Source organism: uncultured Oscillibacter sp., assembly GCF_910579365.1.
Taxonomy (GTDB): Bacteria; Bacillota; Clostridia; order Oscillospirales; family Oscillospiraceae; genus Oscillibacter.
The window spans coordinates 1-17,188 of record NZ_CAJTUX010000057.1 but is presented as its reverse complement, the minus strand read 5'-3'; the positions used below and the strand labels follow the sequence as shown (position 1 = coordinate 17,188).

The 17,188-nt window shown below is 59.7% G+C and carries 15 protein-coding genes and 1 pseudogene; 4 read left to right on the top strand and 12 right to left on the bottom strand.

The window, feature by feature from the left end; genetic code table 11:
- Positions 1–59: 59 nt before the first annotated feature.
- Together QZ329_RS11765 and QZ329_RS11760 are read left to right on the top strand one after the other, a co-directional pair.
- A complete protein-coding gene (locus QZ329_RS11765) occupies positions 60–2,741 on the top strand; it encodes a BRCT domain-containing protein (RefSeq protein ID WP_295752837.1) in 2,682 nt (893 codons plus the stop codon).
- Between the two features lie 393 nt (positions 2,742–3,134).
- Positions 3,135–3,338 (top strand): annotated as a pseudogene (locus QZ329_RS11760) (tyrosine-type recombinase/integrase); the annotation flags it as partial.
- Positions 3,339–3,981: 643 nt separating this feature from the next.
- On the opposite strand, the gene QZ329_RS11755 reads toward QZ329_RS11760, so the two are convergent.
- From QZ329_RS11755 to QZ329_RS11700, 12 genes are all read right to left on the bottom strand, one after another.
- Positions 3,982–4,593: a shikimate dehydrogenase gene (locus QZ329_RS11755; RefSeq protein WP_295752835.1), complete on the bottom strand. Its 612-nt coding sequence runs from the start codon at positions 4,591–4,593 to the stop codon at positions 3,982–3,984.
- Positions 4,594–4,608: 15 nt separating this feature from the next.
- A complete protein-coding gene (locus QZ329_RS11750) occupies positions 4,609–4,878 on the bottom strand; it encodes a hypothetical protein (RefSeq protein ID WP_295752833.1) in 270 nt (89 codons plus the stop codon).
- A gap of 122 nt (positions 4,879–5,000) precedes the next feature.
- On the bottom strand, positions 5,001–5,948 hold the full coding sequence (locus tag QZ329_RS11745; protein ID WP_295752830.1) for a four-carbon acid sugar kinase family protein: 948 nt from the start codon (positions 5,946–5,948) through the stop codon (positions 5,001–5,003).
- 196 nt (positions 5,949–6,144) lie between these two features.
- Positions 6,145–6,804: an aspartate/glutamate racemase family protein gene (locus tag QZ329_RS11740; protein WP_295752828.1), complete on the bottom strand. Its 660-nt coding sequence runs from the start codon at positions 6,802–6,804 to the stop codon at positions 6,145–6,147.
- A gap of 21 nt (positions 6,805–6,825) precedes the next feature.
- A complete protein-coding gene (locus QZ329_RS11735) occupies positions 6,826–7,872 on the bottom strand; it encodes an alcohol dehydrogenase catalytic domain-containing protein (protein WP_295752826.1) in 1,047 nt (348 codons plus the stop codon).
- A 51-nt stretch (positions 7,873–7,923) separates the two neighbouring features.
- On the bottom strand, positions 7,924–8,772 hold the full coding sequence (locus QZ329_RS11730) for a class II fructose-bisphosphate aldolase (protein ID WP_295752824.1): 849 nt from the start codon (positions 8,770–8,772) through the stop codon (positions 7,924–7,926).
- Positions 8,773–8,800: 28 nt separating this feature from the next.
- Positions 8,801–9,757, bottom strand: a complete 957-nt coding sequence (locus tag QZ329_RS11725; protein ID WP_295752822.1) for a carbohydrate kinase family protein — start codon at positions 9,755–9,757, stop codon at positions 8,801–8,803.
- Between the two features lie 13 nt (positions 9,758–9,770).
- The gene (locus QZ329_RS11720) at positions 9,771–10,550 is read right to left on the bottom strand and encodes a TIM barrel protein (protein WP_295752820.1); all 780 of its coding nucleotides are present in this window, start codon (positions 10,548–10,550) and stop codon (positions 9,771–9,773) included.
- A gap of 15 nt (positions 10,551–10,565) precedes the next feature.
- A complete protein-coding gene (locus QZ329_RS11715) occupies positions 10,566–12,065 on the bottom strand; it encodes a tripartite tricarboxylate transporter permease (RefSeq protein WP_295752818.1) in 1,500 nt (499 codons plus the stop codon).
- A gap of 18 nt (positions 12,066–12,083) precedes the next feature.
- Complete coding sequence (locus tag QZ329_RS11710) at positions 12,084–12,554, bottom strand: tripartite tricarboxylate transporter TctB family protein (RefSeq protein WP_295752816.1); 471 nt, start codon at positions 12,552–12,554, stop codon at positions 12,084–12,086.
- A gap of 84 nt (positions 12,555–12,638) precedes the next feature.
- Entirely contained in the window at positions 12,639–13,685 is a 1,047-nt protein-coding gene (locus QZ329_RS11705) for a tripartite tricarboxylate transporter substrate-binding protein (protein ID WP_295752814.1), read from the bottom strand.
- Positions 13,686–13,741: 56 nt separating this feature from the next.
- Positions 13,742–14,737 (bottom strand): NAD(P)-dependent alcohol dehydrogenase, encoded by a 996-nt coding sequence (locus tag QZ329_RS11700; protein ID WP_295752812.1) that lies wholly within the window; start codon positions 14,735–14,737, stop codon positions 13,742–13,744.
- A 347-nt stretch (positions 14,738–15,084) separates the two neighbouring features.
- Here QZ329_RS11700 and QZ329_RS11695 point away from each other — a divergent pair, with 347 nt between their 5' ends.
- Both QZ329_RS11695 and QZ329_RS11690 read left to right on the top strand, forming a co-directional pair.
- Positions 15,085–15,858, top strand: coding sequence for a DeoR/GlpR family DNA-binding transcription regulator (locus tag QZ329_RS11695; protein ID WP_295752810.1), 774 nt, complete (start codon positions 15,085–15,087; stop codon positions 15,856–15,858).
- A 717-nt stretch (positions 15,859–16,575) separates the two neighbouring features.
- On the top strand, positions 16,576–17,188 hold a 613-nt coding region (locus tag QZ329_RS11690), incomplete at its 3' end, for a CAP domain-containing protein (protein ID WP_295752808.1).

Below are 17,188 nucleotides of genomic sequence, written 5' to 3'. Positions count from 1 at the left end.
CCTTCCTCCCATATCGCTGCTATTTGGTTATTTCTGGTTAACTTAATGGCATTGGTCTTTTGGAGACCTATCTCCAGGGCTTTCGGTACACCGGCGGCGGGGAGAAGCTGCTGGAAGACGCCGGCCGCAGGGCCCTGGGCCGCTATGCCGGGTCCAACGGGCGCATGGACGCGCTGAAGGCCGTGCAGCTTTTCAACCTGGATGTGCTGTTCTTCCCCGACGGGGCTTTTTCCTGGGACGGGACGCACCATGTGTTCACCGGGATTCACCTCAACGCCGAAAAGGCGGAGGAATACCCGGACGTCAAGGACCATCTGGATGAGATCGGAAAGGCTGTACTCGCCCTCGTCAACGAGTGCGAGCAGGATGAGCGACTCCGGGTTCCGGCGGCGAAGCTGGGGGCGGACCTGCGGCGCTTCCTGAACGGCGCGGACCTCACCGGCGCGGCGCTGTTCCACCTGGCGGCCTATCACCTCTTTTGGTTCAAGGAGGACGAGGAGGCCCCGGGGCGCTTCTCCATTCTGGTGGATACCCGGCTTAAAAACACCATTCCCCACTCCACGGAGTATTTCAGGACATTCCTGGAAATTCTCCGGGCCTACAACGGCGACCCCGCTCCGGAGGTCCCCGGCCCCGTCACCGTGTTCCGGTCCGCCGATATCCCGGACATCTTTGAGGATGGAGGCCCCTGCCTTGCCGGTTCGGACGGCGACGCTTCCGGCGATGAAGACGACGAGGAATATCAGGACATTCTGGGAATTCTCCAGGGCTCCATGGATTCCGTTGACCTGTCCGGCCTCTCTGAATCGGACCAGGACGACCTGCAGGCGGCCATGCAGAGAATCGCCGGGAACCTCCAGGCCCTCAACCATGCCGTCAAGGGGGACGCGAAAAGCGCCCCGGCGAATGGAGGCAAATCCGCCGGAAAGCGGGACCTGGGCCGCTTTGCCGGGGACGACGGGCGGCTGGACGCCTTTATGGCCGTGGCCTTCTTCACCGAGGACGTGATTTTCTTTCATCCGGAGGACCTGCTCTGGGACGGAAAGTATCACAGCTTCGCCAACTACCGCTTCAACTCCGCGGTCCTCCCCAACGCCGAGGGGGTCATTGAGCACAGCGGGGCCATTCTGGAGGGCTTGGGGGCCCTGATTCAGGAACTGGAGGAAAACCCTGAGCTGCGGGTCCCCGCCGAGGACCTCCACCCGGAGATGCGCCGCTTCCTCAAGGGGGCGGACTTCACCCCGGCGGTGGTGTTCTATATGGAGTGCTTCCAGTTCTTCCGCTTCTGGGAGGAGGAGCCGGACAAGTACCAATTCCGCCTGGAGGAGCGGCTGGCCAACTCCTTCTGCAACGAGGCCACCGATGGGGGCTTCGAATACCCCTATTTCGAAAAGTTCATCGGAGCCCTCCGGGCCTACAACGGGAACCACAAGCTCTATACCGCCTCCTGCGGCGGGACTTACGGCGGCCAGACCGGGGAGCATCTGCCGGACATTAAGGTTTACAAATATGAGCTGGACGAGGAGGGGTTCCCCAAAGAGGATGAGAACGGCGATATCATGTATCGCAAAAAGACCCCCGAGGAGCTGGCCTGGGAGGCCCGCATGGCCAAAAAGGCCGTGGAGGCGAAACTGGCTAAAGTGCCCTTTGACCGCGTGTCCTCCGTCACGGTCTCCGGCAGCGCCTTCGTCCTCACCGGCGACTTTGAGAAAAGCCCGGAGGACCGGGACGCGGTGAAGCGCCTGATCGAGGCCAAGGGAGGACGCTGCACCGGGTCCGTCAGCGGGAAGACGAACTATCTGGTCATTGGCGCGCTTGGAGGTTTTGGAGAGCGGAAGATCGAGCAGGTTCAGGAACAGCGGGCCAAGGGGAAGGACATCAAGATCATCCGGGAGGCGGACCTGATGGCCGCCCTGGAGGGCCGCACACCGCCGCCCCCCAAGCCCGGTCCAAAACCTGCGCCGAAGCCCATACCCCGTTCCACTCCGGCCAAAAAAAGCGACGAGGGCAGCGTCCGCATTGAGAAAATCGAACCGGAGGACGGCGAATTTCTGCGGATGAGAGTAACCGTCGATATCCCCGGCCTGACGGACGATGAGCCCGCTCCGCCTCCCAAGCCGAAAAAACGCGCCCAGGTGGATGAAAACGAGAAAAAGCAGCTGCGGGCCCAGCGGGAGGAGGCCGAGAAAAAATCGGGGGCGGCCTGCTCTGAAGCGGTGAAAAAGGGCGAAGAGACCCGCCGGCAGCTGGACAGCCGGATTGACAAGATCAAAAAGGACTTAGACGCACAGGAACAGCGTCTGCAAAGTTTGGGCATCTTCAAGATGGGAGAGAAAAAACTGGCCCGGCAGGAAATTGCCCGGCTGAACCAGGAGCTGAGCCAGGCCCAGCAGGAACTGAGCAGCTTCCTTCAGAATCTGGAAAAAGAACTGGCGCAAATCCGGGGGCGCTACCTGGAAGCTGTTGTGGAAAAGGTCCGCAATGCCGCCTATGGCTATCTCTTTGAATGTAAGCTGCCCCAAAAGGAGGAGACCGTTGTTTTTTCCATACTCAAGATGCTGGACGGAACGCCCAGGAGCCGAGGCGAGCTTATGGATAAATTCTACTATTCTTTCGGCTCGGCGGATTCCTCCCGCTTGCTGGCCGGCAAGGCGTTTTTGAACCCCTTTGTCCAAAACGGCAAGCTCCAGCGCATCACCGCCGACGGAAGCGTGAAGACCCTTTCCGGCTATTATTTCTGATCACCGCGCTCCGCGTCGAAACCGCCAAGAACGGCGCCCTGTCACTGAGGGAGTTCTCCGCCTATTGTAATTGTATCAGTGTGTAGGGGCATTCCAGAGCGGTGAAAGCCCATCTGTTCATGTGCGGCCGCCAGGTTGAACAGGACATCCCCGGGCACGGTTTTGTGCTCGGGGATGTTTGTTTGAGAAAAATCTGATCAGAAGCCCAGAAAACCAGAAAAAAGGTGTACACCCCTGTTACAGAGAACGGGACCCTGGAGCGTCCGCCGGCCTGTCCCTGCTTTTGCCTGTGTCCGGAGCAGCGTTGCACCATATGGCAGAGCAAAAGCGGATACCTCTGTCTGCGGGGAAAGTATATCCTCGCCGTACCCGGCAAGGATACCAAAACTGTTAGAGAGGATCAGATTCCATGACCTGAGACACACATTCCCGGTCCTGGCCCTGCAGAACGGCGTGGACGTGAAAACCCTCTCCGCCATGCTGGGCCACTACAGCGCCGGGTTCACCCTGGACACCTATGCCCACGTTACCACCTCCATGCGGAAGCAGGCGGCGAATGCGGTGGGGAGTTTCCTCTCCGGTGCTCTCCAGCCCTGATCGCTCCGAACTCCCGCACCCAAAGGGCACGAGCTGGCAGTAAGCGGCAGAGCCGCCAACTGCCAGCCAGTATGGGTCACGGCTTGGGTCAAACGGACACCTCAAAATTAAACCGTCAGAAAAAATACACAAAAACGAACAAAACCGCTGAAATTCAAAGAATTTCAGCGGCTTTGGTACGCCCTGAGAGATTCGAACCCCAGGCCTTCGGGTCCGCAGCTTATCTGGGGGCTCGCAGCAAGTGCTTTTTGCCCCATTTGGTGCTGTTCGCTCAGGATATTAGCCGCCTTTCGTGCTGTGTATTTCGTTAATTCCACAGAGAAATTTCCTGTTCTGGGTCAGGTTATGGGCCAACGCCAGCACCTGAGTTTCTCACGCGTACTTCAGGCGGCCCTTCGGCTCCGGCCCCTCGGCAATATGGGCGTCGCCGTCCCCGCTCCAGTACAAGATGATCTCATATTTCATGCACACCGCTTCTGGCGGCCCCATATTCTAGCGCCCAGCTTTTCAGGATCCAGACGGGCTGCTATTTTGATCCAGGATCCCGCTTTTGAAGCGTCCTCTCCATATACTGTTATGATCTCCGGAGGAAGCTTCAAATCAAGGAGGAATTTGTAGGAAACGCGAATAAAATTCGCGCTTCCTACAGCCGCAGGTCCTCTAGGGCCGCCTCCACCGCCCGCCCTGCTACCGTTTTTCCCTCCGGTCCCAGGCCGGAGCCGAAGAAAAAACGGGTCAGTTTTTCCGCCTGATGGACCAGCATTCCGGTGCCGTTGACCGTTTGCAGACCGCGTCGGGCAGCGGCCTGCAAAAGCGCGGTGCGGGGTGGATTGTACACCACGTCCGCCACAACCGTATCCCCGCCCATCTTTTCCAGGAACCCCAAGTACGGGAAGCTGGTTCCGGTTCCGTACATGCCCAAGGGCGTACACTGCGCCACGAGGTCGGCCCATCCGGCGGCCCGGTCTAAGGACTCCTCCGTCAATGGACCCGTCTGGACAGGCCTTCCTATCAGGGACTGCAGGACCTCCGCCTTTCGCTCCGCCGACTCCGGCGAACGGTTCAAAATAGTAAAGGATTCAACGCCCCGTTTGGCCATTTCACTGATGACCGGCCCGCAGATTCCCCCTGCGCCGATAATCAGCGCCTCCCGGCCCTCCAGGCGGTGCCCGGTGTCCTCGATAGCCTGACACAGGCCATAGCCGTCGTATGCCGCCCCGTAAAGATTTTCCCCGTCAAAGCGCACCGCGTTCACGCAGTTCAGGGCGCGTCACGCCTCCGGCACCTCGTCCAGATAGGGCAGCATCCGGGACTTATAGGGCATTGTGACGATAAAGCCGCCCATTCGAAGGGTTCTCACCGCGTTAAAAAACCGGTCCAGGTTTCCCGGTGCGTCCTCCAGCTCTATGGGGAGCAGCACCGCGTTGATGCCCGCATAGCGGTAGAGAGCGTTGTGAACCCGGGGCACAATGCTGTGCCCTAGGGGCCAGCCCAGCAGTCCCAGCAGCTTGGTGTCCCAGTTGTATGGAATTTCCGGCATTTTAATCTCCTTCCCGGCAGCGGCTTCCGCCCTCCGTACCCATCAGGGTCCGCACCACGAGGGTTAGCGTCCCCTCCTCCCCGACGTTGCCGGGCAAAATGACATATGGCAGTTCGGGGAATTTACTCTCCGGCCCCGTCAGCCACACGGGAACGCCGGGGGGCAATCTGCCCGAGAACCAGCGCCCGTTTCACGCCCAGGGCCTTGACGCCCACGTCGCTGGAGGTAATACCTCCCTTGGCTACTAGGAAGCGCGGCCGGACCGCCAGCCTTTCCACGACGCTGGTCAGCACCCTGGAAATTGCCCGGGACAGCCGTAGCTGCTCCTCGCCGGATACGCCGGGAGGAGTGACCCGTTCCCGGGTGGTATAGATGACGGCGGTGATTCCCCGGCGCAGCAGGGCCTTGCCGGGGATGCCACCGAACACCTTGACCCAAGAGGCCGCCGTCCTGAGCAAAAACGTCTTCCCGGTGTCCAGCGCCTCACAGCAGGCGGCGCAGAACACCTTCAGGTCCTCATAGCAGGCGGCGTTGACAATAACCTTGGCGAAGTTCTCCACCGCCGTCAGCTGCTGGAGAATCTTCTCCGTCCGAAGGGCCCGGAGATCCTCCAGCGCGACACAGATGCAGTCCTCCGCCCGGCACGCGCCACCCATCTTCTCCTGGCACCACGCGGTCAGGCTCAAAGAGGCGTAGCCGAAGGCCGGGTCTCTGGCAAATTCTGTTTCTCCGGCGGGAACGAGGGTATCTCCCTCCTTGACGTAATGCATGTTTCCGAAGGTGAACCGCCCGCCCTCCGGGAAAAAGGGGATAAGGATTTCGCCGTCAAACCGCCTCCCCGTCCGCGCCAGCGTCTCCGACAGTACCCGGGTCTCCAGCGGCCAATGGCTCCGGGGCGTGGAATCGCCCCGGCTGACCAGCACAAAATTCCGCCCCGCCTCTCCGGCGGCCCAAGCGATATTTTCCGCGATTTCTTGATGCACAGCGCAGGTCCGGTCCGGGGAAAAGCTGCGGGAATTGGTCAGGATAAAGCTGACGGTGGCCCTGTCCTGAAACACTTCAGCACACATTCCTGGCTCCAGCTGGTGGAAACTATGACATCATGCACCGTCTGAACGCCGGTAGGATCGTCGTCCAGGACGATAATCTTTCGGGAAAGCTGCGTCAGGGCCCGCTGATACCGCTCTTCCACCGCTGGCGGCGCCTCCCACACAGGAAGCACCGCCAGCGGCAAAGCTGAATTTCCCTTCACGGTCTTCCGCCGCCTCAAAGGCCGAGAACGGTCCGGACTCGTTCGATTCCCAGCCGGGGACTGGTGAGCACAGGTTTTTGAATATGCCCCAGCAGCGGTAGCAAAACCGTCATGCTCCCCTGGGCCAGGACGACGGCGTCGCAGCTTCTGGCGGCGGTTTCCACTTCCCTCAGGGCCATCCGGTTATGGGGCTCTGCGTCGCCCTTTTCGATCAGAATCATCATGGCGTCCTTTATCAGATGGATCTCAATCTCAATCTCCCGGCTTGCCTCCCGCGCCTTCTGCTCCAGTAGTCGGACACTGGGCCCCACCGTGGTGGGCACCGTGGCCACTACCGCAATCCGTCTACCCAGCGTGACCGCCTTCTCAGCCATGGCCTCGTCAATCTTGACTATGGGGACGCGGATAAAGGGCCGGATTTCATCGGCCACTTCCCCCACGCTGGAGCACTGATTTAAAATGACATCCACCCCCAGGGACTCTGCCTGCTGATAGTATTGGTACAGCCGGCGCCTGACCCCGTAGGTGGGGCCGCCGTTCCCATTGATCTCCCGAATCAGGCTGTCGTCAATGATCTGATAGACTGTAACGCCGGGGAGGATTTCGCTGCACAGCGTCTTCAGTTCTCCTGACGACACGGCGCTGGTCTGGACAATCGCAATGGACTTCCTCATGCGGTCAGGCTCCTTCTCTCGTCAGTCCTCCATGCCGTTGGGCCGGATTACCAGCTTCAGCACGTTCCGGTCCAGTACGTCCTCAATGGCCTGGGGGAATTCCTCCAGTGGGTACTGCTTGGTCACCAGGCGGTCCAGCTTTACCTTGCCGCTGGCCATGGCCTCCAGGGCGGCGCCAAACTGGTGTACCTGCCATGCGCAGGTGTAGTAGTGCAGCTCGTTGCGGTAGAAATACGCGGGATTGATGGTGATGTCCTCGTCATCCTTGGTGGAGCTGAATTGCAGCAGCCGCCCCCGTTTTTTCAGCAGCCGGAAGCACCCGGGCAGAACGGAAGCACTGCCGGTGGCGTCCACAATGGCATCCACGCCGTAGGGGAAGCGGGCAAACACCTCCTTCACGTGCTTTTCCGGGGCCGCCTGGTCGATCTGAATGGTCTCAATCCCGTAGCTGTTCAGAAGGTCCAGCTTGAACTTCGTGGGGGCCAGGGACACCACCCGCCCGGCGTTGGAGTGCTGGAGAAGCTGGGCCAGGATGATGCCGTTGGGCCCCGCGCCGAACACAAGCACGTCCTCTCCGTATTGGACGTTCAGCCGCTTCACGGCGTTGACGCAGCAGGCCACCGGTTCGGTGAGGCAGCCCTCGTTGAAGGACAGCCCCTCCGGCAGATGAAAGACGGAATTGGCCTTGACCTTCAGGTATTGGGCAAAGCCCCCGGGGATGCTGTGGCCCACGGACATGAAATTCTCACAGTGAGTGTACATCTCCCGCTTGCAGAAATAGCAGCCGCCACAGGGCACGGCGTTGTCGGCGGTGACGCGGTCGTTGACCCGGAAACCCCGGACTTGCCTGCCCACCTGATAGACGTACCCGGCGAATTCGTGCCCCGTGGTGATGGGATAGCGGCCCAGCTTGTGGCCGGTGGTGTGGTGGCGCCGGTCGGCGCCCTTGCAAATGCTGGCGGCCATCACCTTGATGACCACCTCATCGTCCCCGCACTCCGGCACGGGCAGTTCCCGGACGGTGCACACGGATGGCCGGTCATAGACCAGCGCTTTCATCAGTTTCATAACTCGCTCCTCCTGTCCAAATTGGGCCCATGGCCCCGGGTTTTTCCGTGCTCAGGCAATATGGACCGGCTCGTCCACACACTGGAACAGGCGCATCTTCTTTTCCGCCAGCGCGGCGGCCTGGTCAAACGCGTTGCGGTACATGTAGTAGATATCCCGCTTTCCCACCGCTTCCTCCAGGCCGTGCATAAAGGCGTTGCGCAGTTCCGTCGCCACGTTGATCTTGCGGATGCCGATTCGGATGGCGCGCCGGATCATGTCGTCCGGGATGCCGGAGCCGCCGTGAAGCACCAGGGGCGGCGGGTTCAAATCCTGGCAGCGCTGGAGCAGGTCGAAGTCCAGCTGCGGCAGACCCTTGTAGATGCCGTGGGCGTTGCCGATACCCACAGCCAGGGCCTCCACCTCCACCTCGGAGATGAAACGCTCCACCTCCCGTACGTCCACCAGATTTCGGTTGTCCCGAATCAAGTTGTCCTCCACGCCGCCGATCGCACCCAGCTCTGCCTCCACAGAGACGCCCACCGCGTGGGCGGCCGCCGCCACCTCCCGGGTGATCTTCACGTTCTCCTCAAAGGGAAGGTGGGACCCGTCAAACATCACGGAGGTAAAGCCCGCCCGAAGGCATTGAATCACCTGCTCATAGCTTACGCCGTGGTCTAGGTGCATGACTACGGGGACACTGGACTGGTCTGCTAGGCGGCGCACCACGTCCGCTAGGTAAAGCATCTGCCCGGCATTAATAGCACCTTGGCCAATGGTCAGGATGACCGGGCTCTTGGAGCGCTCCGCCGCCGCCATGACGGCCTCCGGAATCTCCAGGTTGTCGATGTTGAAGCCTGGGACGGCCGTCCTGGTCTGGGAGGCGGCAGCCAGCACATCTTTCAGGGTTGTCAATGGCATAACCAAACTCTTCCTTTCTTTCCCGCCGTCAAACGTCTCTGCGGATGTCCAGCGGCGGCTGTGACTGGATGAACTCGCGAATAGTCTTCAAATCTCGCATGCCTGCGGTGGCGCCCGCCTCCTGAATGACAAAGGTCGAACAGGCGGTTCCAAGGGTGACGCAGCCCTCGGGGGACAGGCCCTCGCCCACGCCGGTGAGGAACCCAGCGCAGAAGGCGTCCCCTGCGCCGGTGGTTTCCACCACGCGGAGCCCGCCATAGGTCCCGGCGTAAAAGGCCGTCTCCCGGTTTTTGAAATAGGCCCCCCGGCTACCCAGCTTCACCGCCACATTTTTCACGCCCCGGTTCAGGAAAAAGTCCGCGATGGCCCGGGGGTCCTCTGTGCCTGCGATGCAGGACGCCTGCTCCACGCTGGGCAGGAAGTAGTCCAGCCAGGGGTAGCACGGGTCCAAGATGCCCTTCCAGCGACCGCTCCGATCGCCGGTCACGTCCATGGAGGTGACAACGCCCTTTTCCCGGGCGGCCCTCAGCAGGGCCGCGCTGCCCTCTCCGTCGAACCGGGGCAAGTGGAATGCCCCGCCAATCTGCAAAAGGTCCGCACCGTCCAGCAGGGAGAGATCGCAGTCCGCAAGGCAGAACTCCGCGCTGGTTCCGGGTACCTGGAGGAAGGTCCGGTCTCCGCCGGGGGAAATCAGGATCAGGGACTTGGTCTGCCCCGCAGTGGCGGAGCGTGCTACGTAGTCCATGCAGATGCCCGCCTTTTTCCCCAGCGAGACCACGTAGTCCCCCATGTCGTCGCAGCCCACCCGCCCCAGGTAAGTGACCTGATGGCCCAGTTTGACCAGGTTGACCGCGTTGTTGTTGGCATCTCCGCCGTGGGTGATGCGGATTTCCTCTACCTGACAGGTGTCGTTTTGTAGCTTCACGCCCTCCACCGGGCGGACGAGGATGTCCACCAGCATCTCGCCGGCGCATAGGATGTTCATTCGCTCCCTCCCCTCAGAACGCGCGCATGGCCTCCAGGCACGCCTCCATCGTGGTCAGGGGACTCAGCTCAAAGGCGAAGATGCCGTCAAAGCCCAACTCCTCCACCAGGACCTTCTTGAGATAGCCGTAGTTGATCTCTCCCGTACCGGGCTCGTGGCGGCCCGGCACGTCGCCGATATGGATATAGCCGAGAATGTCCGCGTTTTTCCGCAGGGTGTTTGCCAGATCGCCCTCCATCAGCTGCATGTGGTATATGTCGTACAGTAGCTTCAAACGAGGAGAGCCTACCACCCGAATGATGTCCGCCGCGGAGGCGGAGGTCGTCATGTAATAGCCGGGCTTGGCATAGTTGCTCACGGGCTCCAGCTGCAAGGTGACGCCATCCTTCTCCGCGATTCTGGCGGCCTCCAGGAGGTTTTTGGTGGCGCAGGCGATTTTCGTCCGGTCGTTCTGCTCGTTTCCAGCGGTGCACATTCGCCCCTCCTCCGCCAGGGCGTTGGAGTGGAGCACCAGATTTTCGCACCCGAGGAGGTGGGCCACGTCCACAGAGCGCTTGAGGTAGTCGATAAACTCCCGGCTGTGGGCGGGGTCGATCAGGTTGTAGTCCTTGTCGCCGGAAAAGCAGCCCAGCTTCAGGCGGTTCTCATCCAGCAGCGCCCGGATGCGCTTTACATCGTGCTGTTCCCAGGAGCCGAACTCGATATAGTCAAAACCGGCCTCCCGCACCTTGGCGAAGCGCTCATAGAACGGAAGGTCCACAAACAGCTTTTCAATGCAGATTGATTTTTTCACGGTCGTTCCTCCTTCTCACTTCTCCGCACTCTTGGCGGAGCGGCCTTTCCAGAATTTCAAGATGATGGGAGACAGCAGCGAAACGGCGGCCACCGCCAGCAGCGCCAGGGCGATGGGATGGGTGAGGAAAATGCGCAGACTGCCATCGGACAGCACCAGCGTACGGCGCAGGTTGGACTCCACCGTGTCACTGAGAATCAGGCCCAGAATGATGGGCGGCATGCAAAAGTCCAGCTTGATGAGGACATAACCCACAATGCCGGCCCCGATCATCAGCACCACATCGCCCATGTTGTTGTTGATGGCGAAGGTTCCCACCGTGCAGAACACGAACACCAGGGGATTCAGCCACTTCGCGGGAACCAGGCTGATTTTCGAGAAGATTCGGATCGCCCCGTAGCCCAGCAGGCACATGAACACATTGGACACGAACAGGGCGATGATGATAGTGTAAACCTTGACGGTCTGGGTGGTGAACAGCAGTGGCCCGGGGGCAATGCCCTGCATCATGAGGGCGCCCAGCATAATGGCCGTCACGGAGTCCCCCGGAATGCCCAGAGTCAGCAGGGGGATCATGGCGCCGCCGGAAACCGCGTTGTTTGCGGCCTCAGGGGCGGCGATGCCCTCCGGAGCCCCGTCGCCGAAGGCCCCAGGGTGCTTGGAAAAGCGCTTCGCCACGTTGTAGCTGATCCAGGATGCGATATCACCGCCGGTTCCCGGGATGGCGCCCACGACTGTGCCGATGATGGAGCTGATCAGAATGGTAGGGCCTGTCCGCCGGATGTCTTCCCTGGTGGGGAGAATCTGGGCCAGCTTGTCCTGCTTGCTCTTAGCCATGGATTTGATGTCGGCCTCGGCGGACAGCAGGCACTGGGAGAAGGCAAACAGCCCGATCAGCAGGGGAACGAACTGTATGCCGCTGATGAGGTAGGTTGTGCCGAAGGTATAGCGGAACGTGGCAGAGGTGGTGTCCATGCCCACCGCCCCCAGTAGCAGCCCCAACACCGCCCCCAGCAGGCCCTTGATGACGGAGTGGGACGAAACCGCCGTCACGATGCTCAGCCCGAACACCCCCAGGGCAAACATCTCCGGCACGCCGAAATTCAGCGCGATCTTGGACAGCGCCGGGGCGATCCACAGCAGCATCAGGGCGGAAAGCAGCCCGCCGAAGGTGGACGCCATGGTGGAGATGCTCAGGGCCCGTCCTGACTGGCCATGCTTGTGCGCCATGGGATAGCCGTCCAGACAGGTGGCGGCGGAGTTTGCCGTCCCCGGCGTGTTGATCAGAATCGCGGTGATGGAGCCGCCGTAGACAGCGCCGCAGAAGATTCCCAGCAGCATCATGATACCGGTGTCTTTTAGAGAAAAGGTGAAGGGCAGCATGATCGATACCGCCATCACCGCGGACAGGCCGGGCATGGCGCCGCAGAGAATCCCAAACAACACGCCCAGGAACGTATAAAACAGGGCCGCCGGAGAAAACACCAGCGCGGCCGCCTGCAGAAAAGCATCCATAATACAGCGCCCCTCCTTTTATCCGAGATAGCTGCCCAGCAATCCCTTGGGCAGAGGAACCTTCAGGCCGAGGCCGAAGGTCAGGTAAATGAAAACAATGATCGCCGCCGTCAGGCCCAGCAGAATCCGCTTGTTCCGCTCGCCGTGCAGGAACATGCAGAGCGGCAGCATGACCACCATGCCCACGTAAATGCCCGCTGCGTAGATGACGGCCCCGAAGAGGACCATCAGGCCGCTGATTTTCACCACGCGGCGAAAGCCCTCCGATTTCACGTCAAAGGGGGCGCCGGCGGCGGGCTGCCTGGAAAACAGGCTCTGGAGGATCAGGACGACCGACAGGATCATCATGGCGGCGGAGAGGAGCTTGGGCCAGAAGCCGGGCCCCAATGCATCCGAGTCCAGTTTGCCCATCATGCTGCGGGCTTGTACATATGCGAAGATGGACAGCGCCAGGAAGAAAAGGCCCGTCGCGAAATTGCTCTTTTTCAAATGCGATACCCCCTATTCACAAGGCAACGGGCGCACGGGACAGGAACTGTTCCGTGCGCCCCAAGTCAGATATGCGGAATCAGATTACTCCTCCAGCAAGCTCACATAGAATGCGTAGGCCTCTTTGCAGTACTGCGTCATCCCGTCAATGTCCCAGACCTTGGGGATCATCATCTGCGGGGCCGTAAGGTCGGCGTAGCTCTGTGAGGCCACGCCCTGGTTCAGCGTGTCGGACAGCCACTGGATGATCGCGGGGTCCGTATCCGCCAGCGCACCCAGGAAGCAGACGGAGCGCAGGTTCAGGTCGCCGCACTCGGGATAGGTCTGAGCGATGGAGGGAATGCCGGGCAGAGAGGGCGCTTCCTCGGCGGTGGTGACGGCCAGGACCTTCAGGGTGCCGGCCTCCACCTGTCCGGCGACGCCGCTGACGTTGATGAAAGTAGCGTCGCACTCTCCTGTGGTGACGGACAGGGCGCAGTCGTTGTTGGCGTCAAAGGTGACGGTTTTGATCTCCACGCCGAAGGACTCACTCAGGGCCCGGGTGGCCAAGCCGCCGGGAGAGCCCGCGCCAGTGATGGCCACGGTGACGCCGTTGTCCCCGCTTTTGAGCTTGTTGATAAATCCCTCCAGAGTGCTGCACTCGCCCTCACCAGGGCCGATCAGACAGTAGGGCTCATCCTGCAGGCACACGATAGGGACGAAGTCCTCCTCCAGAACAATCTCGGTGGCGCCGATGGCGTGGTTGATGATCAGATCTCCATTCACTCCCACAATTGTGTAGCCGTCGGCCTTCCTAGTCAGGCCCTGCTCGGTGCCCACCAGACCACCGCCGCCAGCCACGTTTTCCACCACGAAATTCACACCAGAGGGCACCAGGCCGTCGGGAATGCTCTCAAAGAGCGCCCGGGACAGGGTGTCCATGGTACCGCCTGCGCCGTAGGGGATGATGCATGTGATGTTGCTCTTGGGGTAGTCCAAGGGGGCTTCAGCGGGCTGCTGCGGCTCGCTCTGGGAGCTGTCGGGGGTGTTGGCGGAAGCGTCGGGGGGGGCGGCCGCTCCGGTGTCGCCGCCGCAGGCCGCGAGGCTGAGTGTCAGCACACAGGCCAGCAAGAGAGCAAATACTTTTTTCATGTTCATTTCTCCTTTATATAATTTGGCCCATGCCAGGGTCCACTGATAGAGAGGGGTCACAGTTTGATGACCGCCTTGATGACATCCTGCCGGTCGTTGAGGGAATTCTCAAAAGCCAGCTGGACGTCCTGAAAGTCAAATTGATGGGAGACGATCCGTCTCAGGTCGATTTTTCCGGAGGCAACCATCTGGAGGGCCGTTTCAAAGTTGTTGCGGTAGCGATAGATCGTGCGGATCTCACCCTCCTTGTACATCAGGTCCATAAAGCGGTAGGGTGTCTCGCCATTGATGTTGCCCACCATGACCACCACGCCGCAGCGCCGCACCAGATCAGAGGTCTGGGCCGCCGTGCGGGGGTTGCCCGCCGTCTCAAAGACTACATCCGCCCCAGTTCCGCCGGTCAACTCCAGAACGCGGGCCTGCACATCCTCCTCCCTGGCGTTGATCACGGTGTCGCCCCCCAATTCCAGAGCCTTTTGGAGGCGGCTGGGAAACAGGTCGCAGAGAATCACCTTCGCGGCGCCCCGGGCTTTGCAGGCCATCATGGTCAAAAGTCCGATGCAGCCTGCGCCCAAAATGACCACACTCTGCCCCAGGGACACGCCGCCCCGGCTGGCGGCGGAAAGGCCCACGGCCAGAGGCTCGATGAGCGCACCCTCCAGTGTGGAGATGGAATCCGGCAGCTTGTACGCCAGATGCGCCGGAATAGCCACGAAATCCCGAAGCATTCCGTCGTGAGGCGGGACCGACGGAAACTGCACGTCGGGGCACATGTTGTAGTGCCCGGAGCGGCAGTAGACGCAGGTTCCGCAGGTGATCTGCGGCTCGAAGCACACCCGGTCGCCCTGCCGCAGTCCCGTGACACCGGGCCCTGTCTCCACAATGGTTCCCGCGCACTCATGGCCAAGAATGAAGGGGAGGTCAAAGAACTTGCCCTTTCTCATGCCGGACTCGAAAAAGTGGACGTCCGAACCGCACACGCCGACATACTCCACATTCAGCACAACTTCTCCAGCCCCGGCCCGGGGGATGGGAAGCTCTCGAATTTCCATTTGTTTGACCGCCGTCATATAGGCGGCCCTGTTTGTTGTCCTCACGCTGCCACACCTTCCCTAGAATAATACTCATCATAAACAAATTTACATAATTTATGATAATTTCTTGGATTAATTCTTGTTATTTTATGAGTAAAGTTTAGCAATCTTTTCGGTAAGATGCAAGACGTAAATTTCACAACATTTTTGTCCATTTTTGTTCGATATATACAATAAAATTTTCTTGACAACTTGATTTTTAGCGTTTATTTGATAATATTGAAAAAAAGATTTGCATACCCACTGTATTTGTGTTAAGATTTATCCATATTTAGCTCAAAAATAACCAACTCATGGAGGATTTTATGAGAGCGGATCGTTTGAACGAGATGGAACAGTATATTTTAGGCAGGGAAAACGTATCTTTGGAGGAGCTTTGCGTTCAATTTAGCATCTCTATGAACACGGTGCGCCGGGACATCGCCGAGCTGCTGAACCGCGGCAATGTCCGCAAGGTCTACGGCGGCGTGTCCTCTAACCTACAGCACCGTCCCCTAGGCTTTTCCGTGCGGGAGCGGAAAAACAGCGAGGCAAAGCAAATCATTGGCCAACTGGCGGCGCGGCTGGTGAACAACGGCTCATCCATCTTCTTGGATTCCGGTTCCACCACGCCCAACATTGTGCGGCATCTGGGCGAAAAAAACGGGGTAACGGTCATCACCCACAGCCTCACCGCCCTGTATGAGGCCGCATCCCTCCCCAACCTGAACATCATCTCCCTAGGCGGCATCTACGCCCCCTCCACCTCCTCTTTTACCGGCATCTCCACACTGGACACCCTTTCCCATCTGAGCATCCAGACCATTTTCATCTCCGCCACCGGCGTCACCATTGAAAATGGTCTGTCCAACAGCACCTATCTGGAGGCGGAGATCAAACGCAACGTCGTCCAGCGGGGAAACCGGGTCGTCCTGATGGCGGACCAGAGCAAGTTCGGTCACTCCGCCGTCATCAGTTTTTGTTCCTTTGAGCAGCTTTATGCCGTCGTGACGGACCGCATGCCTCCCGCACCCTATCTGGCGGTGATGGAGCGGTACGGAATCCGCCTGATCTGCCCTGGCCACGAGGACATTTCGTAACCGTTCTTTTGCCGAGGCAAAACCCAGCCCCAAAGGGACTTATCCCCGCAGTGCGGGCAGGATGCTGTGGTGCTCAAATTAAGGGGCGGCTGCGAAGGTGTGTTTTCCCACCCTTGGGTGGGGCAAGCATCGCGCCTGGCTATACGCCGGACGCATTTGCCAGGGCAAAGCCCCGGCCCCCTGCCCCTAAGGGGAGAGGAGAATGGAATACAGAGAGTGAAAAGTACAGCGATACGGCAGACCGGCCTATGTTTCGGCCTGTGAGCTGCTGTGTGCGATTTCAAGAGAGGACAGCACCCCATACACCTGACAAACCGGGAAAGGATGTGTTAAGGCTTTGTAGGCGAAGAGCTGCGCCGATACAGCGCCCCCTCTGAGACAGCTCAAAAACTGGTTCGCTATAAACAAAGAGGTCTGCAAAGATTTTTTGGGCAAATTTTAACAATTTATAGCCGTTTCTGCTCCATTTTATTTACTCTCCGGCACTCTTTGAAAACAGTGTTTCCACGTGTTCCACGTCTGTCTGTGGCTGGTTATGTGGTCAAGAAAATTGTCTCACCGAAAGAGACCGTCCACAAACACAACGAAGCACTGTGTAATTCGCTTGCTTTTCACCTCTGTATTTCTCCGTTTATCCCTATCGACTTTCGCCTCCTATTTCGGTATTGTGTTGCTTGCAAAAGCCCCACAAAACACTGAAAATTAGGAGGAAAATGTATGACCAACATGAAAAAGCGCATTGCCGCCACACTGACAGCAGCTATCCTCACAACTGTCCTCACTGTCCCCGCCATGGCAACGGAAACGCCCGACAAATCCGTCCGGGTGAGCAGTTACAAGGGAAGTACCCTGGAGGTAGGAGACCGTAGCGGACTCATCATCGGTCCCAGCGGTGCAAACTACACTGTGACTTCCAGCAACCCAGACACGGTAGCGGTGGAACAGGTGCTGACCTTCTGGGTTGCCATTGCCAAAGCGGAGGGGATCGCAGAGATCACCGTCTCCAACAGCGCTGGAGAACGTGGGACCGTAATACTGACGGTTGGCTCCGCAGCCCCCGCTACGCCGGAAGCCCCCGCCAGCGGGGACAGCGCCGGCCTGACAGACAACCTGGAGATACGGCAGGAGATGATCTGGCTCATCAACCAGACCCGAAAGGACAACGGAGTGTCGGAACTGCCGGTCAGCGAGGCCCTAATGAATGCCGCCCAAGCCTGCTCCGACCGGCGCTACACATGGCATCACGCCCTGGAGGAAAGCCAAGCCGCTGTTGACGCCGGTTACCCCTATGGCTTCGGTGACAACCTCACCGTGTTCACCGGCACAGCCG